This window comes from Chitinophaga japonensis (assembly GCF_007830125.1).
Lineage (GTDB): Bacteria > Bacteroidota > Bacteroidia > Chitinophagales > Chitinophagaceae > Chitinophaga > Chitinophaga japonensis.
Window position 1 is genome coordinate 1 of sequence record NZ_VLLG01000004.1, and the last position, 21,288, is coordinate 21,288.

Consider the following 21,288-nt stretch of genomic DNA (forward strand, 5'->3'; position numbering starts at 1 on the left):
TAACGTGTTGTGCTATTAAAAAGGCAAGTTGTATTTTAACAATAAATATATGTAGCTCAATGAAATAAAAAATGTTGTGCAATCGTCCTGGTAAGTAACCACACAAACCAGAACGATAGATGCACAACATCCGCACGAATTTCAGGAAATTCTACAGCATTTGCAAAGAGCTCTTTGAAAAAGAAGTAAATAGTCGGAACAATTTTCAATTCTATCCAGTTGCACCCAAGATGAACGATTTACAGATCGTTGCACTTTCTTGTTGTATGGAAGCCCTGGGCATTGATTCCGAAAATTTACTCTGGAGTAAGTTGAAGACCGATTATGCTGACCAGTTTCCCCACCTGATTGATCGAAGCCGTTTTAACCGTCGTCGCAGACGTCTGACAGCGGTTATCGAACGTGTACAAGGCCATGTAGGACAGCATTTGGAACATCTGAGTCAGACAATGATCGTGGACAGTATCCCGGTTCCTGTAATAAAGATGGTAAGGGAAAAGTCCTTCCGATCCTTTAAACAGGATTTTGAAACCGCACCGGCTAAAGCTTACAGTGCCATAAACAGAAGTTGGTATATTGGCTACAAATTACATCTGATCATCTATGATAACGGTGTTATTCAGCAGGCCGGTATCACCAAAGCCAATATCCATGATATCAACTTCCTGAAGGATCTGGATGCTTTACCTGAACAGAAAGTAATGTTAGGTGATCGTGCCTATATCTCTAAAACGGTTCAAATGGATTTGTTTGATCATTACCAGGTTAAGTTAAACGTTCCTTTTCGAGTCAATCAGCATAACTACAGAAAGTATCCCAAGAAGAACCGGTCGAAACGACAGATGGTAGAAACGGTATTTGCACAGTTATGTGATCAATTCCATTTGCGAAGAAACTACGCTAAATCATTTACAGGATTAGCTGCCAGGTTGACTTCCAAGCTATCGGCAACCTCCTTACTCCAGTTTATCAATTTTAAAAATGGTCTCAAAATTTCAAAGATCAAACACACTTTATGTTTTTAATAGCACAACACGTTATTAACTATTAATTCTTAGTAGTGTACTGCAACATCCATTCGTAAATGCTCATGCCGTTCTCCCGGTAGTCCGGGTTATAAAAGCTCTGCCAGCAGCAATGCCCGCCCTTGAACTCCGTGATACGGGTAAGACCCTTGCGGTAGTGATCCGTGCTGTCGATGAACGTATGGACGTTATGCAGGAAATAGGCTTCCTGCTCGCCGGCAAAATACCAGGTATGGATGCCCGCATCCGCTACCAGTTTGTACCGTTTCAGGTAGGGATTGTCGGTGATCGGCGGAGACATGGTCACACAGGCGGCTATACGCTTCGTCAGCCTGGCGCTGTGTGTTTTGGCGGATTCCACCGCCCAGCCGCCGGCGCTGTAGCCGGTCAGGTAAATACGGGCAGGGTCTACCGGGTAACGCCTCATGATATCATCCAGCATCCCTTCCATATCCTGGGGCGGCCAGGACCAGCTCAGGGAGAGCGGCGTCAGCACAATAAACTCATACAGGTGCTTGTCTTTCGGGTTTACCGCCGCTATTTTTTTTCCTTCGCGCAATTGCCTGGCCACACCCTGCCGGAATATCCTGGACAGGTCCGTTCCCGCAATGCTCTTGCCGTGGAAGCAGATCAGCAGGGGATATTTTTTACCGGGGACCGGTTTTTCAGGTGTGTAGATCAGCGCCTGCCTTTCCTGCCACTCATTGATCCGCACCTGTATCGGCTGCATGGGCGCATAGGGATTGTCCGTACCGTTGTGTACGTACATGCTGCCCAGCAGTAGTAGACTCATTAAGAGCATGCTTGGTCATTTTACAGTTATAGTAAGCGCATCACATCCTCCAGCGTCATGCCCACGATCCCTTCCAGGACCAGTTTGGACTGCCGCAGGTTCCTTTCCAGTTGCACCTTCTGCACCATTTCGGCATTGTATTGGCGATAGGCTTCCTTGTACACATCCAGCGGCACGGAGTTATCGCCTGCACGGAATTTTTCTTCTGCCTGGTTGTAGTGCAGCAGCGCATCTTCCAGTATGGGCAGGTGCAGCTCCATCAACTGCTTGTTGGCGGCATAGTCTTCGTACGCCTGCAGCACCCGTGCCTTGATGACCAGGGCTTCGGACTCCTGTTGTTTTTGCGCCAGCTTGCCGGATGCCTTGGCCCTTTTTACTTCGTTGGGAATGGAAATAAGGTGCCCCAGCGGCAGCATCACCCCGAAATTGTAACGGGGGTAGAAGTTGGTGTTGGCGTTGGCGCTGCTGTTCTTGATGGTAAACTCGTTGAGGTTACCGGCGGCTGTCAGGTGGTTCAGCCACTGTGCCTTGGCAATACGCGTCTCGTATTTGGCTATTTCCTTGCGGTCATCGTACTGCCGCACGTCAGGATTCTGCAATGCCAGTTCCACCAGTTTCTGTTTGAACCGGGCCACGTTGGACGGGTCGGCCGGCAGTCTTAATAATACAGCGGTATCGGGTCGCTGCTGCGCATGTGCCGCCAGGCTTATACACGCGGTCAGCAGGATCATGTAGGCTTTTTTCATTCGTTCAGATTTATATTTTTTAAAGGCCTCATGGAACCTCGCATTTACATGCCCCTTAGGGGAAAGATCAGGTGTGCTCGGTTTCATTTATTATAGATTGAATTAAACATTGATATATCTCACTTTAATTGCAACGCCAATAAAGGCGAACAGCATGATGGCCGTTTCCACCAGGGTAAAGGTATCCTGGGCGTATTGCGACACGGCCGCGGCAAAGCTGGCCGAGGCCAGCCCAATCATCAGCAGCTTGTCCAGCTCCGTGGTGGCTTTGAAAAAATTGATCACCGCGGTCTGCACCAGGAAGAAGAAGATGCCGGCCACCAGGATCAGGCCCAGCCATCCTATCTCCAGCACCTGCCGCAGGTAGCCGTTGTCCGACTGGAAGCCCGCCAGCGGATGCCCGGGCTGGTAGGTTTCCCCGTTGCCCCCGGTGGTGTTTACACCACCCCCGAAAGGGTGCGTATGCATGTATGGTTGAATGCGGTGACGGTTCCTGTCCCGCACGTTCACAGATTCGTCCTGCTTGCCGATAAAGGCGGTTCTTACCCGCACGATGGTGGGATTGCCGTAGAACGGGCCGTAGAGGATGGCGAGGCTAAAGAAGCAGAAGGCCATGGCTGCCAGGATGGTATTGCGCTTGTGCAGGTTGGCCAGGAAAAAGATCATCAGGCCCAGGGGCAGCATAACGTATCCTGTACGGGTGCCGGTATAGCCCAGGGCCAGCACATGCAGCAGCACGGACACCAGCAGCGCCACTTTCCTGGGGAGATTGATGGTGCGCATGCTGGCGGTCAGCAGCACCAGCATGATGATGATGTTGCACGCCAGGATAATGCCCAGCACGGCGGCATCGGACATAAAGGAGAAGAGCCGGATACCGGACAGGATCATGGTGGTGCCGAACTTCTCCGGGTACCGGGCCATAAAGGATTGCTCGTAAGGCAACAATCCGAACCATTTCTGTATGCAGCAATAGAAGGCGGCTGCTGTGCCCAGCGCCAGCCAGAATTTGAAAAACGTGTGCACGTCTTTCATGCTGTTGAACACGTTCAGGCCAATATACAGCAGGATGTACGCGCGCAGGGCCACCCGCATGAATACGTACCAGCCAAGCACCGAATAGCTGGAGGGATTGAAGATCTCTGCCAGCAGCATCAGCAGGTACAGGTACATGCAGATCAGGATGGGGTCACTGGCAAACTTTACCTTGCCGATGCTTTTGTCGCCCCGTTTAAAAATGCAGCCCAGCAGGGTAGCCAGCAGCAACCCGTCCATGGCAACGCCCTTGCTTAGCTCCGTGCCGGACATCCTTTCCAGCATGGGCAATATAAACGTGATGCCAATGTACAGGTAATATCCCAGGCGGTAATTCACAATGCATACCAGGGCAATGGCCCCCCCGACAAAGACGATGCTCAGGCCCATGCCCGCCTTCACATCCGTGGAGGCCAGGTAGGTGATCACGGGCACCAGCAGTATCCACAGCAGTACCAGGAAAGCCTGTTTGATATTTCGCTTTGTCAGTTGCATACGTTGTCAGCAGTACTGTTTACAGGAAGAATGTTTTTACCAGCAGCATGGCAATGGTCATACCGGCAAACAGTATGATCAGTGTTTTATGCAGTTGCTCGCTGATGATTTTATTTTCCTTCTTTGGCATTGCGTATATCCTTTTTGGAATTTGGAATTTGGATTTTTTTTTATTGTATTGGCTGCAGCGTGCCGCGCCGTGTTTTAAAAGGTCCCTTGAACAGGAATTCCAGGTGCAGCAGCAAACAGATCCTGTACAGGATGATCGAAAACATGATACCTGCTGTTACCAGCAGCAGCGTCATTACCGGCATGCTGATGCCCAGCCCGGAGCGCAGCAGCAACTGGCGCAGCAGGAAAACGATGCCCAGGTGCAGCAGGTAGATGTACAGGGAATAATTTCCCAGCGTCTGCAAAAAGCCCAGCAGCCGGTATTTGGCCAGCAGGAAAGACAGCATGATCACCAGCAGCGCGCCCAGCATGGCCAGCCCGGAATAGAGGTAGATGTTCATCTCCGGGTAGCGCATACAGTAATATTGCGCCACTATAAATACAGGCAGCAGCAGCAGCGCCTTGTAGCCGGAAGCCAGTTGCTGCTGGGTGCTTTCCCGGAAAAACCAGGGGGCGCTTACATGCCCCAGGCAAAAGAAGATGTAGAATAGCATCACATCTGAAATGGTGCTGATGGTGCCTGCCAGCGGGATCATGGCCAGGAAGGCCAGTCCCAGCAGGATCTGCACCGGCGCTTTCAGCTTCAGCACCGCATGATTGAACAGGTACAGCGCGGATACGTTGAACAGCGCAAACAGGTACCATTGCTGCAGCATGCCGCGCGGATGGATCAGGATGTCAATATAATTGCCTACCCCGCGCTTGAAGTTGGTATAGTCCGAAAAAATGATCTGCAGCGTAAGCTGTATGAAACACCACAGCATATACGGGTAAAGCAGCGTGTTTACCTTGGACACCAGGAAGCTCCGGCCCCCCCGCTTTTGCAGGCTGGTGCCAAAGAACAGCCCGGACAGGAAAAAGAACAGCGGCATACGGAACCCGTACAATATCTCATTGGCATCCATCATCAACGGGTTGGCGGGCACGCCGCTATACAGTAATCCATATAATACATGACGGTATACTACAAATATGATCGCAATACCCTTGGCGTAGTCTACCCAGGCGTAGCGCCCGGCCGCCTCCGGCCTGAATGAGAAAATGTAGTTCAGCTTTTCGGGTATGCGCATCCTGACAGCGTTTTTATTTGTGAATGGTGCTACAATTCAAGGAAATCCTCGCGCACATTGTTCAGCACAGCGCCCTGCATCTTCCCGTTCAGGCTTTGCAGGAACTGTATGGATTCCTTGTCATTCTGTTTTAATGATATCCTGGAGGAGAACACGGCTATCACGCCTTCCACATAATGCACCAGTTCCTTGCTGTCCGTATAGTCGTTTATGGGCGCGCCCTCCAGCAGTATAAAATCATAGTAATTTTTCAGTTGGGGCAGGTAATGCAGCAGGTGATTCCTGGGCAGTATCTCAGACGGTGTGTAGTCGCCGCCCTTGCAGCCGATCACTTCTATGCCGGCTACAGAGTAGGTGGTCACGATCTCCCTTACCTTTTCAATGCTCACTTCCTCCGGTTCCATGGAAAAGGTTTCCAACGTAGGCTTGGCTTCCAGTTGCACGGTAAGGTCGTTGTTACAGAAGTTGGTGTCAATGATCAGCACCCGCTTGCTGTTCAGGCTCAGGCTGTAGGCCAGCGCCTGCACCAGGGTGGTCTTGCCCTGCTGGGGCTCGGTGCTGGTAAACAGGAAAATGGATTTATGGCTGCTCTCTACCTCGTACCGCAGCTTACGCAGCAGTTCACGGAAGGTGTTCTGCCGTTTACGGGTCGCTTCATCGTCCTTAACATTGTGTTGCAGCACTTCCGGTATGCTGAAGCGGTGCAGGTCGGCATGGTTGATGGTGCTGATCAGCTTCAGGTCCACGTTCTTCTCGAAGAGGGAAGGGGACTTGATGGAGCTGTCAAAGAATTCCATGAACAGCACGCCCAGGGTGCTGAGTAGGAACACGGACACACCGGCCAGCGCCATCAGTTTCAGCCGCTTGGAGGATTCCGGTTTGAAGGCCGGTTGTCCTTTCAGCGTTTGCCTGAAATTATCGGGCGGCGCGGTACGGCTGTCCAGCGCGGTATTCAGCTTTTCCTTCAGCCTGGTGTATTCTTCCTGGGCCAGGTCTACTTCCTGCTGCAGGCCGATCACATTGGCTTCTTTGTTGGCGTAGGTGCCCAGGGAGCCGCGCAGGGAGCGGATCTTGTTTTCGAGGTTGGCAATGTTCAGGCGGGCAGCCCTCATCTCGGATTCCAGCCCGGCCTTTTTCTGCAGCAGCTCGTCGCGGCTCATCGCTCTTGAAGACTCGCTGCTGACCGGGGCGTCGGACATCAGTTTTTGCAGTCGCTGGCGCTGGTACTTGATGCGGTCCGCCAGTTGGGCGTCGTTGCTGCCGGTGCGGAGGTACTCGTCGTTCATCTGGTTGATCTGCTTGCGCAGCGCCACGATCTCGTTGTTATTATTATCGTATACCGTTCTGCCCTGGTTTTGCATGTTCAGTTGGGATTCCACGCTTTGGAGGGAGGAGGTAAGCACATTGAGGTTGCTCCTTTCATCCAGCAGGCCTTTTTCCAACTGGCTGATAAGGCCCAACTCATTGCCGCTGGCTACTTCCACGTTCAGCAGGCCTTCGGAGGCTTTGTAATTGCGCAACGCTTCCACCTTCTGGTCCAGTTCCACTTTTTTCTGCGCCACCAGCTCTTCAAAGGTGCCGATGTTCTCTACAGAGCGTTCACTGCGCAGGCTGCGGTAGTAGCGTATAAACTGCCGGTAAAGGGTGTTCACCGCGTAGGCGGACAGCTCGGGATTTTCCGAAGCAAAGGAGATATCAATATAGTCCGTGCGTTGCAGACGGCCTACGGACAGGCGCTTGCGGATGGATTCGTAATCATACTTGAACAGCGCCATATATTCCAGCAGCCGGCGCTCATCCGGCTGGTAGGAGGTAAGCGTTTGCAGGGAGTCCAGCTTGCTTTGCAGCAGCCTTAATGCCTGGTCGCGGTTAAAGTTGGCGTACTGCGGGGTGCTGCGCTCTTTTTCGGTGAGCACGGTAAAAGGTTTGGGGGAGGTGAGGTCATGCAGCATCAGGTCGTAGCCCAGCAGGCCGATAACGGCGGGGGAGTTGAAGGTCTCCACCACGTTATTGAACTTTACGTCCGCCTCAAAAAGGTTTACGTTCTCATCGCGTAAAGTAATATCGTCATTCACCGTAAAGCCGGTGGACATCTGTGCGCTGGACCGGTACAGCTTTGCCCGGTCCATAGTGAATACAAAGGAAAGCACCAGGGCCACAATGGTGCTGATGATGATCCACCACTTCTTTTTTAGCAGCGCTTTTATAAAATATATGACATCCATATCAATTATTATTTTTTCTCAACTATGTCACCTTAAAAAATCCGGTGCAAACCGGACTCTTATCGGCAAATCATAGAACTTGACTATTACATACGCGGCATGCCCGCATGGAGGCCATGCAACCAGAAATTCAAAGGAATGGTAAACTTAGAATGCTGCGTAGCGGTATACATCCGACCTACTGCACGGTGGTTTTTGCTTTAGGATAAGGTGGTAGAAAGATTAGATTTGCAACACCAGCGCCATTTTGGGAATACAGTATAACATTACTGTTATGGACAAAGTACCATATGGCGTATCCGGTTTCGAGCGCTAAATTAAATCGCAGATTATAAACTACCTAATTTTTTTGGGTGAAGTGAGGATTTTAGCTAGTGAACGGGGGTTTTTAGAATGTAAAATGTAAAATCTTAAATGATAAATGTAAAGGTTGGAGGAGGTGTGCTAACGCAGCTTTACCGGCTTAATGATGCACTGCTGCCAACTTTTACATTTTACATTTATCATTTAATATTTTACATTCTATTGAAAAAGAAAATACGTTTCCAGGGAGAGCAGCCCGATCACCATTCCTATCACCAGTCTTACACACTTGCCGTAGCTGAACCGGTCAAACGGCAGCAGCAGCAATACAAAGAAAGGGGCTGCCTGGGCTACGTACCGGGAGCTGAACAGGTGTGTTACTTTCAGGCTGGTAGCCAGCATCAGCATGGCGCACCCGAACAGGTACAGGTAAAAAGGCTCCGTTCTGCGCTCCCAGGCCCGCAGCAGGGAGCAGATAATAAAATAGACCGCTATCACTGCCAGCGCCGGCGATATTACAAAGGGGTAGAGCCGCATCAGCGGTGCAGGGAGTATCTTTTCCATCGTTACGCTCAGGGGACCGAACTCGAACCGTACCAGCGTAATGTTCAGTACCAGGAACAGCACATAGGCAGCCAGCAGGTACACCGGTATCTTCTTATTAAAATAGAACCACCGCGGGGCAATAAGCAAAGTAATGAGCGCACCATAGGCAAAGGCCAGCATGCCATGCTCAAAGCTCAAACCGCCCGCACCGGTAAAGGCCTGCTGCGGAGGGGTGAGCCCTTTCCAGATATAAAATACCGGCAGGCACATGGCCAGGGCTACCGCGGCATAAATAACCACGATCATCCATCGCCGCGGGTGGCGGAAGTGATACAGCAGCAGCGCCCCTGCGGCAGGCACCAGTACCAGGAAAGGAGAGCGGCCCAGTATGGCCAGTCCGGCGGCCGCCCCGGCAAGCAGGGTCAGTAATATCGATTGCACCAGGGAATGCTCCTGTTTTTGCAGGGCGTATAACAGGAACAGGACGGACAGGGTGGCAAAGAACATGGGCGGTACTTCCGTCAGGGCCATGCCGGAAACATTCCATACCATGGGGATGGCCATCATGTTCAGGGCCAGTACAAACGATTGTTTTTTGCCTGTATTATTAATATGTGTAATGATAGCGGTGAGCAACAGTATCATGAGTCCCAGTAACACGGTATTCACCAGCCGGATGCCGGGCGTTTCCAGGTGCGTAATGTGCCGCAGCGGGTAGTGAATGAACTGGTAGAGCGGCCCCGGCGCCTGCTGGTCAATGTTCACGAGGAATTCCCGGGAAAGCCCGTACTGCTCAAACAGGTACACATTGGGTATGAACAGCGGTTCGTCGTATAAAGGCGGTTGTTGATGAAGCCAGGTGATGATCAGCAGGAACAGGTAGCCGCCTGAACCGAGGTATAATAATAAGTTGGCAGGAGAGGGATACTTTTTCATGAAGGGGAACCGTAAGTCGGCGTCAAAAATACAGCATCCGCTTTTATTATTCCAAACTTTTTAGCTGGGGCAACATTTAATGTTCGTTTACCATCATTTTTCCGGCATTCACCCGGAAAAACCGACCGTTTACGAATTATTAACTCCCCGATTCATAAAGTATTATAATTTTACATCCGTTCGCAGCCTGGTTGCAGCTTTCTCTCTCAAGTTGAAACTAATGCTTCAGAACCGGCAGTAAAATGCTGTTATAAGAAAAACCTAACGATTTATTGAGGATACCTTACATTTGTTATAGTTAATCCTTCTATCGGTCATCATATCCCCTGAAAAACTACCAAACATTTTCAGTTCACTTTGACCTTATCCAATCTAAAGCCTTCTATACCTATGTCATAGCCGTGTGCGGTGATGAGGTGTTAGTTTTAAAAAGATCAAGTTAATTGAAAAAAGAAGGTAGTCAATGAAACCGAGCATTATAAGCTTTGATTGTTTAGGGACATGCGAAATGCGAGGTTCCATCCGCCTTATAAAAGATAAACATTGACGGATGAAACCGAGCGTGACGTATTTTTTAAAGTACACGTTAATGCGAGGTTCCATGAGGCCCTTAAAAGACAAACATTAACGAATGAAAAAGAAAGTATTAATAATAGATGACAGTAAGCCAATAAGAATTTTATTGGAAGCCATATTGAGCAGACATTATATCGTGACGACTGTAGCAGACGGCCTGGATGCAATGGCCTGGTTATCCGCCGGCCACAACGCAGACCTGATTGTTACGGATCTGCAGATGCCCAATATTGACGGCTGGGAGTTGCTGGAGCACCTTTCCGGCAGTTACCTGTACAAGGAGATACCGGTGCTGGTGCTTTCCGGCGAAGTGACCAACGCGGAGCCTGCCGCTATGATGGCCCGGTATAGTAATGTGCAGGCAGTGATGCATAAACCGTTCGACCCCATTGTGCTGCTGGAAAAGGTAGCGCATATCCTGAACGGACAACTGACGGCATCCCTGTCGTAGGCATGATTCCCTTTGTACCTATAATCGCAATAATATAAAATATGGAGACAACGATTACACCTAGTTTTTCGACTACTGCCACGATTGTCAGGAGCAATACTGCAGGTAAGCAACCAGGCGCTGTCATCCGGCATATTGCTGATGAGAGGATCGCGTTGTTTATCGGCCAGGCTTACGTGGATGTGCCCGGCGAAGCTTCCCGCTTCAAGTACCTCGTAGCGGAGCATGTGGAGGATGCGCAGCAGGCTGTAGACCAGTTGCTGAATGTGTACCGTAAGATCCCTGCCGTGATCATCTACCGGTTTAACAGCGGTTATGAGACCGACCTGGCCAGTTGGGAAGCCTACCTGGCAGAGCACCAGGTGCTGCGGTCTATCCCGTTTTTCCTGTACACGGATCAATTGTCGGAACCCCTGCGATCTTTTGTAAAGAAGTATGTTTTTATTGACGAGATCATTACCCGCGATTGCCTGGAGAACAACCTGGAGCCTAAGGTGAATTTCGTGAGCAAGTTCAAGCGCATGCACCTGTTTGTGCCCAAGCCGGCCGTGCAGCAGCCTGCCGCGCCCCCGGTCACCTATCACAGCACGCGGCTGAACCGCATTGCCAAGCGCGTTTTCGACGTACTGGTGTCCGCCTCCCTGCTGCTGCTGCTGCTGCCCGTGTTTCTCGTGGTGGCCCTGCTGATAAAGCTGGAAGGCAAAGGCCCGGTTTTTTACACTTCGCCGCGCGCCGGCAAGAACTACCGCATGTTCCGCTTCTATAAGTTCAGGACCATGGTAGCCAATGCCGACAAGCAGCTACAGGACCTGAAGCACCTGAACCAGTATGACAGCAACGGCCAGGGACCGGTGTTCTACAAGATGTCCAACGACCCCCGTATTACCCGCCTGGGCAGCTTTTTGCGCAATACCAGCCTGGACGAGCTGCCCCAACTGTTCAACGTGCTGAAAGGGGATATGTCGCTGGTAGGCAACCGCCCGCTGCCCCTGTATGAAGCCGCTTCCCTTACCACCGACGCCTGGGCCGAACGTTTCCTGGCTCCCGCCGGTATCACCGGGCTGTGGCAGATCAGCAAGCGTGGTAAAAAAGATATGTCTGTGGAAGAACGGATCAGCCTGGATATTAATTATGCGCACCGGAACTCCTTCGCCTACGATATGTGGCTGATGGTGAACACGCCGTTTGCGCTCGTACAAAAAGATAACGTATAATGATAGCAGTTATCGAAGTAATTTTACTTTCCTACTTAGCCGGATGCATACTATACAACCTGACACTGTCCATCGCCGGACGCATGCAGGGTAGCAAAAGTACACCTCACAGGGAACAGGGCCCTTATGCCAAAGTGGCCATCCTGGTCCCTGCCTATAAGGAAGATGAAGTGATCCTGGCTACGGCCCAAAGTTATACGCGGCTCAATTATCCCGCAGACCGCTACGAAGTGATCGTGATTGCAGACTCCCTGCAACCATCCACTCTGGAGCAGTTGCGGCATACAGGCGTTACCGTAATACCGGTATCGTTTGATAAAAGCACAAAAGCAAAATCCTTGAATGCGGCCTTTGCACAACTGGAAGATACGTACGACCTGGCGCTGATCTGCGATGCGGACAATATGCTGGCGCCGGACTTTCTCGGGAAAGTGAACCACGCTTTCCAGGAGGGGGAATACGCTATCCAGGCGCAGCGGGTGGCCAAGAATCTCAATACGCCCTTTGCCGTGCTGGACACCGCCAACGAGATCATCGCCAACCACCTGTACCGCAAGGGCGCCAATGCCCTCGGTCTTTCATCCTCTGTGATCGGTAGCGGCATGGCCTTTCATTTCCCCCTGATCAAAAGCATTATGCAGGACATTGACGCCACCGGCGGTTTTGATAAAGTGCTGCAATTGCTGGTGGTATCCAGGGGACATGCCATTTACTACCTGGAGGATGCGCATGTGTTCGATGAAAAGGTGGAGCATGCCGCCACCTTTGAGCACCAGCGCCGGCGCTGGCTCTCCAGCCAGTTGGTGTACCTGCGCCAGTACTGGAAAAAAGGCTGGCAGCAACTGTTCAGGGGCAACGTGGATTATTTTAACCTGGCCGTGTGCCAGAACCTGTTGCTGCCCCGCCTGTTGCTGCTGGTAGCTGTTACGGTCATTACAGTGCTCTATATTGTTTTACACACGTACCTGCTGCTGCCCGCCGTATGGTGGGCAGCCCTGTGGGTATGTAACGCCATCAGCCTGCTGCTGCCTATTCCCCGCCGGTTCTTCAGCCGTTACCTGCTGACGGCGCTGCTGGGGCTTCCGCGGGCTGCCTTTATTATGGTGGCGCTGCTGTTCCGCCTGAAGGGCGCCAACAACCGTTTCATTCATACCAGGCATACCCAAACCACGATAGACAATCCTTTGTTAGATGTTGCCAGCAAATAATTCAACATATCATCCCCTGGTATCCGTTATCACCGTTAACTATAATAATACCGGTGTTACCTGCGAGCTGCTGGCTTCCCTGGAAAAGATCAGCTACCCGCACCTGGAGGTGATCGTGGTGGACAATGCTTCCGCAGAAGATCCCACGCAGGAGATCAGGGCGAAATACCCGGGTGTAAAAGTGATCCGCAGCGAAGAGAACCGCGGCTTTGCCGGCGGCAACAACCTGGGCATACAGGCGGCTGCCGGCCAGTACCTGTTCCTGGTGAACAACGATACCGAGTTTACCGAAGGCCTGGTAGAAGGGCTGCTGGAAATATTCCACCAGTACCCGGATGCCGGCGTGGTAAGTCCTAAGTTCCATTATTTTTTCCAGCCGGGCACCATTGAATATGCCGGCTATCATGCAGTGGATATGTTCACCGGCCGCAATAGTATGATCGGCTGCCGGGAAAAGGACCAGGGCCAGTACGATGCGGTGAGCGCCACGCATTACGCGCATGGCGGCGCCATGATGATCAGCCGCGCCGCCCTGGAAAAGGTGGGCCTGATGCCGGAGCTGTACTTCCTGTATTACGAGGAGTTTGACTGGTGCGAGCAGTTCCGCCGCCAGGGGTATAAGATCTACTACCAGTACAAGTCGCTGATCTATCATAAAGAATCCATGACAACGGGCAAGAACAGCCCGCTGAAAACATATTACATCACCCGGAACCGGATACTGTTCATGCGCAGGAACGTGCAGTGGCCGGCCCGCCTGGTGTTTATGCTGTATTTCACCTGTCTTACCGTACCCAAGAACACGCTGCAGTACCTGTTCAGGCGCGAAGCCGCGCAACTGGGGGCGTTCTGGAGGGGCGTTCTCTGGAATGTACGAAGCAGGAAGTATGATGTAGGAGGTACGAGATAGGAGGTATGAGGTATGAAATATGAAGTGCTTCCAACATCTTACTTCTTACATCATACCTCTTACTTCTAACACTGAATAACGAAACTTTTAAAGTAACAGATATGTGTGGAATTGCCGGGTTTATCGATTTTTCCAAAAAATCAGGAAAAGACATCCTGCAGCACATGACAGATGTGATGCAGCACCGCGGCCCCAATGATGCCGGTTATGAGGTGCATGAGCACCCCACCGCTACCGTGGGGCTGGGGCAACGGCGCCTGTCTATCCTGGACCTGTCCAGCGGAGGGCACCAGCCTATGCACTTCGGGCAGTATACCATTATTTTCAACGGGGAGATCTACAATTTCAAGGAAATAAAGAAAGACCTGGAAAAGCTGGGCTATACCTTCCAGTCAGGCTCCGATACGGAAGTGCTGCTGAAGGGCTATGATGCATGGAAAGAGCAGGTGCTGGACCGCTGTATCGGCATGTTTGCCTTTGTGATCTACGACGCCCGGCAGGACCAGGTGGTGCTTTGCCGCGACAGGGCAGGGGTGAAGCCCCTGTACTACTACTGGGACGGGCAAACGCTGCTGTTCGGTTCCGAGCTGAAAGCGCTGTGCGAGCACCCGCAGTTCCGGAAAGAGATAGATGTGAACAGCCTGTCGCTGTTCCTGCAATACAGCTACATACCGGCGCCTTACACCATTTACCGGCAAACCCGCAAGCTGAAGCCGGGGCATTTGCTGACGGTGCACCTGAACCGGCAGGAGCTGCAGGAACTGGCGTACTGGAATGTGCTGGACGCTTACCACCAGCCCCTCACCAACCTTTCGCAGCATGAAGTGATACAGCATACGGAAATGCTGATGAAAAGCGCCTACAACTACCGCATGGTGGCCGATGTGCCCGTGGGCGTGTTCCTGAGCGGCGGGTATGACAGCGCCAGCGTGGCCGCTATCCTGCAGGCAGGCTCCGGCAGCCGGATCAAGACCTTCACCATCGGGTATAAGGAAAAACAGTGGGACGAATCCGCTGAAGCGAAAAAGATCGCCCGTCACCTGGGCACCGATCATACCGAGTGGATCGTGGGTCCTTCCGATGCGCTGGAGGTGCTGCAGCAATTGCCGGAAATTTATGATGAGCCTTTTGCAGATAACTCCACGGTGCCTACCACCCTGGTGAGCAAGCTGGCCAGCCGGCAGGTAAAGGTGGCTCTCTCCGCCGATGGCGGCGACGAGCTGTTTGCCGGCTATAACAAGTTCAACCAGTCCCTGCGCTATACACGTTTCTCCAAAAGGCTGCAGGGCCTGCTGAGCCATACCATGGCCATGCTGAACCCCGAGCTGATCCCGTATTTCAACAAGCAGTACAATTTTGCGTCGCGTTACGAAAAAATGAAGCTTATCTGGGCTTCCGGGCAGCCGCAGTATGCGCTGAAATACATCAGCCAGTATTTAACGGAAAGTGAGGTGAACCACTACCTGCAGGTAACGCCGGACAAGTACCGCACCAATTTTGACCTGAACGGGGAGCTGAACGAGGTGAACGATCCGCTGAACAAGCTGCTGGCCATTGATTACAAGACATTCCTGGTAGACAATAACCTGGTGAAAGTGGACCGCGCTACCATGAGCGTGAGCATAGAAGGCCGGGAGCCCATGCTGGACCATCGCCTGGTGGAATTCCTGGCGCAGGTGCCTGCATCGCTGAAGGTGAAGGATAACGTGAACAAATACATCCTGAAAACAATTGTGCATAAATATATTCCGCCTTCCCTCATGGACCGGCCCAAACGGCCTTTCATCGCGCCGCTGCAGGAATGGTTCCGTGACGAGCTGCGGGAGCAGATGCAGTACTACCTGGCCCCCGGGCGGCTGAACAAAACAGGGCTGTTCAACGCCCCCCACGTACAGCAGCTCATGAACAGGTACCTGCTGGATGGCAAGGTAAGCCACCAGAAACTGTGGAATATACTGGTGTTCCAGTTGTGGTACAACCGCTGGATGGAAAAATTATAGAATTAATAATGAAGAATTAATAATTAATAATCGTCAGGCTGGCCCTTTTACGAAACACATGTGCTACGGATATTATTAATTATTCATTATTAATTATTAATTAAAATGAAGCCTCGAAAAAAAATAACAGTGCTACAGGCCATCCGCCAGGGAAAAATAGGCGGGGGGGAAAGCCATGTGCTGGACCTGGTGGCGCACCTGGACCGCAACCGGTTTGAACCGGTGGTGCTGGCGTTTACAGACGGCCCTATGATAGCCGCCCTGCAGCAGCAACAGGTTCCCACTCACGTGATAGCCAGCGAAAAGGCGTTTGACATCCGCGTGTGGAAACAGGTAAAGCGCTTTATGCAGCAGCAGCAGGTAGACATTGTGCATGTGCATGGCACCCGTGCCAACACCAATGTGCTGTGGGCCGCACGCTCGCTGCGCCTGCCGCTGGTGTACACCATTCACGGGTGGTCCTTCCATGAAGGGCTGCACCCGGTAATGAAGCGGGCGCGCATAGCAGCCGAGCGCTTTATTACCCAAAGGGCGCAGGTGAATATCTGCGTATCCGAATCCAACCGCCGGACCGGCCTGCAGGCGTTTGGCCGTTTCCGTGCCGAAGTGGTGAAGAACGGCGTGAACCTGCAGAAGTTTGACCCTGCTGCTGATTACCCTGATGTAAAGGCCGCCTTTGGCATACCCGCACATCACCTGGTAGTGGGTTACATAGCGCGCATGACCCTGCAGAAAGATCCGTTGAATATGATCCGGGCCTTTGCCGCCGCCGCGCAGCAGGCGAAGGATATCACCCTGTTGATGGTGGGTGGGGGAGAGTTGCAGCAGCCAGCCAGGGATGCCGCACAGGCGCTGGGCATCAGCGACCGCGTGGTGTTCCAGGATTTCCGGCAGGACGTGCCGGCCGTGCTGCGCGCCATGGACATCTACTGCCTGCCCTCCCTCTGGGAAGGGTTCCCGATAGGCGTGCTGGAAGCCATGGCCATGGGCAAGGCCGTCATAGCCAGCGATGTGGATGGCACAAGGGAGGCCGTGGCCCACGGGGAAAATGGCCTGCTGGTGCCGCCTGCCGATCCTGCTGCATTAACGGCCGCTATCCTGCGGCTGGCGGCGGACAGGCCACTGCGGGAACGCCTGCAGCAAAAGGCCGTGGAAACCATCCGCTCCACTTACAATGTGGCGGGCATGACCCGGAAGATTGAAGACATTTATAGTAAGCTATTAGCTCATTTAATATGACACAAGCGATCACCTACGAATACGAAAGAATTGCGGACATTAAACGCCTGAATTTTATTGCCGCCTGCCTGCAGCAAGGCATTCCTGCCGGCGGCCGCGTGCTGGACGTGGGCTGTGGCAACGGCGTGATCAGCCGCCACCTCGGCCAGTTTGGCTATGATGTGCTGGGTATTGATATCAGTCAGAAGACCATTGACGTGGCCCGGTCTAAAAACCGGCTGCCCAATGTACGTTTTGAGGCTATCAGCGCTGAAGCGCTGACCGCGCAGGGACAACAGTACGATGCCGTGATCTGTAGTGAAGTGCTGGAGCACCTTCACCAGCCGGGCATGCTGCTGCACACCATTTACGCTTCTCTGAAACCGGAGGGCGTACTGATCGTAACGGTACCCAACGGCAAAGGCCCCCGCGAAGTATGTGTGACCAAACCCATGTTAAAGGCGCGCAACAATCCCCGGCTGTGGGCTTTCATTACCCGCATTAAAAAAGCGCTGGGCTTTAAAGGCACCACGGTGCAGTCGCAGGCGGATAACCTGGACCATGTGCAGTTCTTTACCCGTAGGGATCTGCAAACGCTGGCTGCGGAGCATGATTTCAGGATCGTGCAGTTTGCCAGGACCAATTTCGTGGAGGACGTGTTCCCCTTTTCCCTGTTCACCAAACGCATCCGCTTTCTGCAGGCTTTGGACTGCAAGGTAGCGGAGCTGCTGCCGCTGGGCTTTACAGGAGGGTTTAATACTGTTTGGAGAAAAATTAATAATTAATAATTAATAATCGTAGCAAATGTGTTACGATAAGGCGCCTGTGTAACGAGTAATTATTAATTATTCATTTTTAATTATTAATTATAATGAAGAAGATCGCTTTTATCATACTGGCGCATAAGCATCCTGTGCAGTTGCACCGGCTTTTACAGCGGCTGGCGCATCCGGGCATAGACTGTTATGTGCATGTGGATGCAAAATGCGACCTGGCGGCCTGGCAGCAGGCGCTGGCGCTGCCGCAGGTATATACGGTGCAGCAAAGGGTAAAGGTGACCTGGGCAGGCTGGAGCATATTGCAGGCTACGCTTAACGGGATGCAGGCCGTGCTGGACAGCGGGGAAGACTATGCCTACGTGACGCTCCTGAGCGCGCAGGACTACCTGCTGAAACCGGCGGCCTTTATTTACGACTACCTGTGCGCGCGGGAGAATAGTGGCAGGCAGTTCCTGAACGTGATCTCAGACGCTGCGCTGGCGCCCATGATGAGCAAAATGAACCACTATCACTTCGTGGAATATAATTTTCCCGGCAAGTATAAATTCGGTAACCTGCTTACCGCGGTAATGCCTAAACGCCGGCCGCCGCTGGGCTACAAGCTGTATTGCGGATCTGCGTGGTGGACGCTGACGCCGGACTGCGTGGCCTATTGCCTGCAATTTGAACGGCAGCATCCCGCCCTGCGGAGGTACTTCCGGTTTACCTGGGGCTCCGATGAGTTCCTGCTGCAGACGATCCTGATGAACAGTCATTACCGCGAGCAGGTCACGATGGATAACCTGCATTACATTGACTGGGCCGAAGGCCTGGAGCATCCCAAAACATTTGGCCCGGAAGACCTGCAGACGCTGTTGCAGTCCGGCAAGCTCTTTGCCCGGAAGTTTGATATGGGAAAAGTAGAAGTAATGGACAAGATCGATCAATACAAGTGGGAGAAGTATGAGGTATGAGGTAAGATGTATGATGTATGAAGTAGGAGGTTTGAGGTAGGACGTGGTATGTAAGAAGTGAGGTACATCCTACCTCATACCTCATACCTCATACCTCCTACTTCATACCTCATACTTCTTCACTGCCAATGTATTCACCCCGTCCAAATCCCGGTAGCTGAAGGTGGCGTACCTGTCCAGCAGGGCGCGGATGGCGGGATCGCCGCAGGAGCAGTATTCATAAACGATCTGCAGGTTTTTTACCTGCCGGATCAGTTGTTCGGCCCCTTCCAGTACTTCCAGCTCCATACCTTCCACATCCAGCTTGATCACGGTTGTTTTTTCAGGGTCAATGTCCCGGAGGTCTACCAGGTCGTCCAGCTTCCTGCAGTCGATATCGCCGGCTTCGGACTCGTTGATGTAGCTGGAGCTGGTAACGCCTTCCAGTACATGAAAGGATACTTTTTTGTTGGTATTGCCTACAGCGCAGTTCAGCACTTTAATATAGGCGGGGTTGATATTGTTCAGCGCGATATTTTCCCGAATGGCGGTATGGTTTACCGGTTCTATGGCAATAGAACGTATGCCCTGCCGGCTCAGCCAGATGGCGTATTCCCCTATACAGGCCCCGATGTCGATAAACAGCCCGATATCAGGCACGATCTGCGCCAGGTACTTTTTGATCTCATTCTCATAGCTGAAGTTGGCAAACTGGAAATCGGTAGTGCCTTCCCGGAAACGGAAAGTGCCCATGCGGGTGGTGACCACGCGTTGCCGCCGGGGCAACTGCTTAAAAAGTACGTACTTAACCGCAGCGGAAACGGATTGGAAATCGCCGCGTTTCATAAATTCCATGTAATAGGAAAGGTATTTTCCGTACTTGCTCACGCGGAAGAGAGATGGGGTATACGCCATAAAACCAGAAAAATTTAAACGACCAATAAAAGCATACAGAAGACCGGTCGGAGGACTGCTTACATTATTCCCGGCAAAGTTGTCAGATCAGATTAGTTCGTTGTTAGTTGATGCAATTATAGTTGGCGATATTGTCCCCAGGCCGTTTACGAATTTACGGTATTTTTCAGAGAACAGGAAATAATATGGCGGTAGGTTTTGTTATGGTTGATCCGCCAGCGCCTGTTTGCCGCTCAGCTTGCCCAGCAGTCGTTTGCATTCCTGCCAGCCCAGGTCCCATATGTCCCGCAGCCTCACATCCAGCCGCCGCTTTACGAAGTAATAGCCGAAGGCAACGGCAAACAGTACGTTCAGCAGGGAGGCCACTGCAATGGAGCGGATGTCCGTATAGATCCAGATGAACAGAATGTCGCAGGCCACGTTCAGCACCAGCTTCAGGAAGTTCTTGTAAAAGTTGATGTTGGGCAGGTTGATCATATCCAGCGTAACGCCTATGAACCGGTCGATAGGCCAGAGGATGGCCGAAAGCAGGATAATGCGCACGATGTCGGTAGCGCCCAGGTAGTCGCGGTCTGCCAGGATAATGATCAGCGGTTGCGTAAACAGCAGCAGCCCGATGATACAGGGCAGTATCAGCAGGGTAACGGTGCCGGTATATTTGGCGAAGGCCCGCGCCACTGCCGTATAGTCGTGCCGGTTAGCGGCCCCGGAAAGGGTGGGCTGCGCGGTGGCCACGAAGCTGCGCAGGATGATCTCTATCACTTCCATGAACTTCTGGGGAATACTGTAAAGCGCCACGGCAGCAGGGCTGAGCAGGGTGCGGATGATCAAGGTATCCGAGTAGTTGAGCAGGGAGGAGGATACCATGCTGCCTACAATATGGCGGCCAAAGCGGAACAGCTCCAGCGCCTGCTCCCTGGTGCGGAAAAACAGCGTGCGCACCCTGGTCCATTTGCGCAGCAGGCAGTAAATGCTGGCCAGCGCCATCGCGGTACAGTAGGCGTACAGCACGTTGGGCAGGGTTACTTCCGCCAGCAGGTAAAGCCCGCCCAGCAGCAGCAGGAAAGAACCGTTCTGCACCAGCCGTACCAGCACGATCTTCTCAAACCGGTGCTCCGCCTGCAATATCCAGGTGGCAAAGTTCATAGGCAGGGAAAAGAGGGTGAGTATGCCCAGCCAGCGGATAAAGAAATGCCAGGTGTCGTTGAACCAGGGATAGGCCGTAAAATATACCAGGAAGGAAAGCAGTACATAGCCCAGGGTAAGCACCAGGGAAATATACCAGGCGGCGCCCGTTACCTGGCGCCCGGTATGGGCTTCCACCCCGGTGTAGAACTTGATCAGGCCCGTTTGCAGCAGCGCGGTGCGTACCTGGTCCAGGATATTGTAGGTGCCGATGAACAGTACCCATTCCCCGAAAGCGTTCAGGGGCAGCAGGCGTACCAGCAGGGAAAAAGACAACACGTTGAAGAAAGCCATCACCACATTGCCCAGTAATGAATGAAAGTGCCTGTTACGGATGGCGGCCATTAATCCAAAAGCCATGTACAATCGTTAATGCTAAAACAATCTTTAAGTAAACGTGGTCTTTTTAGTAGGATATCGGTATAAAAAGCGGTGCGTTAGGGCTACACAGCGAGAAAATAATACGGGTGCAAGATACATTTTTTTGTGAAGAAAAAAATATACGGCAACTTCCACCCCCGGTTAATTATAGATACACAATAAGGTACAGATAAA

The 21,288-nt window shown here is 52.1% G+C and carries 17 protein-coding genes; 9 read left to right on the forward strand and 8 right to left on the reverse strand.

Features of this window, described 5'->3' with window-relative positions; translation table 11 throughout:
- Window positions 1–119 precede the first annotated feature (119 nt).
- On the forward strand, window positions 120–1,025 hold the full coding sequence (locus LX66_RS17085) for an IS982 family transposase (protein ID WP_145715802.1): 906 nt from the start codon (window positions 120–122) through the stop codon (window positions 1,023–1,025).
- A 22-nt stretch (window positions 1,026–1,047) separates the two neighbouring features.
- On the opposite strand, the gene LX66_RS17090 is transcribed toward LX66_RS17085, so the two are convergent.
- The 6 genes from LX66_RS17090 to LX66_RS17115 form a co-directional block, all read right to left on the reverse strand.
- Window positions 1,048–1,818, reverse strand: coding sequence for a hypothetical protein (locus LX66_RS17090; RefSeq protein ID WP_145715803.1), 771 nt, complete (start codon window positions 1,816–1,818; stop codon window positions 1,048–1,050).
- A gap of 26 nt (window positions 1,819–1,844) precedes the next feature.
- Window positions 1,845–2,564 (reverse strand): TolC family protein, encoded by a 720-nt coding sequence (locus LX66_RS17095; RefSeq protein WP_158642664.1) that lies wholly within the window; start codon window positions 2,562–2,564, stop codon window positions 1,845–1,847.
- Between the two features lie 102 nt (window positions 2,565–2,666).
- The gene (locus LX66_RS17100; protein ID WP_145715808.1) at window positions 2,667–4,094 is read right to left on the reverse strand and encodes an O-antigen ligase family protein; all 1,428 of its coding nucleotides are present in this window, start codon (window positions 4,092–4,094) and stop codon (window positions 2,667–2,669) included.
- Window positions 4,095–4,264: 170 nt separating this feature from the next.
- The gene (locus LX66_RS17105) at window positions 4,265–5,335 is read right to left on the reverse strand and encodes an acyltransferase family protein (protein WP_145715810.1); all 1,071 of its coding nucleotides are present in this window, start codon (window positions 5,333–5,335) and stop codon (window positions 4,265–4,267) included.
- 29 nt (window positions 5,336–5,364) lie between these two features.
- Window positions 5,365–7,560, reverse strand: a complete 2,196-nt coding sequence (locus LX66_RS17110) for an exopolysaccharide transport family protein (RefSeq protein WP_145715812.1) — start codon at window positions 7,558–7,560, stop codon at window positions 5,365–5,367.
- 522 nt (window positions 7,561–8,082) lie between these two features.
- Complete coding sequence (locus LX66_RS17115) at window positions 8,083–9,345, reverse strand: glycosyltransferase family 39 protein (protein WP_145715814.1); 1,263 nt, start codon at window positions 9,343–9,345, stop codon at window positions 8,083–8,085.
- Window positions 9,346–9,976: 631 nt separating this feature from the next.
- On the opposite strand from LX66_RS17115, the gene LX66_RS17120 reads away from it, so the two are divergent.
- The 8 genes from LX66_RS17120 (at window position 9,977) to LX66_RS17155 (ending at window position 18,654) form a co-directional block, all read left to right on the forward strand.
- A complete protein-coding gene (locus tag LX66_RS17120) occupies window positions 9,977–10,372 on the forward strand; it encodes a response regulator (protein ID WP_145715816.1) in 396 nt (131 codons plus the stop codon).
- A gap of 41 nt (window positions 10,373–10,413) precedes the next feature.
- Window positions 10,414–11,586 carry a sugar transferase gene (locus LX66_RS28490; RefSeq protein WP_244620439.1) on the forward strand — a complete coding sequence of 391 codons (1,173 nt, stop codon included), beginning with the start codon at window positions 10,414–10,416 and terminating at the stop codon, window positions 11,584–11,586.
- Window positions 11,586–12,794 (forward strand): glycosyltransferase, encoded by a 1,209-nt coding sequence (locus tag LX66_RS17130; RefSeq protein ID WP_211366341.1) that lies wholly within the window; start codon window positions 11,586–11,588, stop codon window positions 12,792–12,794. The genes LX66_RS28490 and LX66_RS17130 overlap by 1 nt, the downstream gene beginning before the upstream one ends.
- A complete protein-coding gene (locus tag LX66_RS17135; protein WP_145715818.1) occupies window positions 12,778–13,704 on the forward strand; it encodes a glycosyltransferase family 2 protein in 927 nt (308 codons plus the stop codon). The genes LX66_RS17130 and LX66_RS17135 overlap by 17 nt, the downstream gene beginning before the upstream one ends.
- Before the next feature lie 101 nt (window positions 13,705–13,805).
- Window positions 13,806–15,704 (forward strand): asparagine synthase (glutamine-hydrolyzing), encoded by a 1,899-nt coding sequence (gene asnB / locus LX66_RS17140; RefSeq protein WP_145715820.1) that lies wholly within the window; start codon window positions 13,806–13,808, stop codon window positions 15,702–15,704.
- Window positions 15,705–15,809: 105 nt separating this feature from the next.
- Complete coding sequence (locus LX66_RS17145; RefSeq protein WP_145715823.1) at window positions 15,810–16,943, forward strand: glycosyltransferase family 4 protein; 1,134 nt, start codon at window positions 15,810–15,812, stop codon at window positions 16,941–16,943.
- Window positions 16,940–17,707 carry a class I SAM-dependent methyltransferase gene (locus LX66_RS17150; protein WP_145715825.1) on the forward strand — a complete coding sequence of 256 codons (768 nt, stop codon included), beginning with the start codon at window positions 16,940–16,942 and terminating at the stop codon, window positions 17,705–17,707. Before LX66_RS17145 ends, LX66_RS17150 begins: the two co-directional genes overlap by 4 nt.
- A gap of 86 nt (window positions 17,708–17,793) precedes the next feature.
- Window positions 17,794–18,654 carry a beta-1,6-N-acetylglucosaminyltransferase gene (locus LX66_RS17155; RefSeq protein WP_145715827.1) on the forward strand — a complete coding sequence of 287 codons (861 nt, stop codon included), beginning with the start codon at window positions 17,794–17,796 and terminating at the stop codon, window positions 18,652–18,654.
- 102 nt (window positions 18,655–18,756) lie between these two features.
- Here the strand turns inward: LX66_RS17155 and LX66_RS17160 are convergent, their stop codons facing one another.
- A complete protein-coding gene (locus LX66_RS17160) occupies window positions 18,757–19,548 on the reverse strand; it encodes an FkbM family methyltransferase (RefSeq protein ID WP_145715829.1) in 792 nt (263 codons plus the stop codon).
- A gap of 201 nt (window positions 19,549–19,749) precedes the next feature.
- On the reverse strand, window positions 19,750–21,093 hold the full coding sequence (locus LX66_RS17165; RefSeq protein WP_145715831.1) for a lipopolysaccharide biosynthesis protein: 1,344 nt from the start codon (window positions 21,091–21,093) through the stop codon (window positions 19,750–19,752).
- Window positions 21,094–21,288 lie beyond the last annotated feature (195 nt).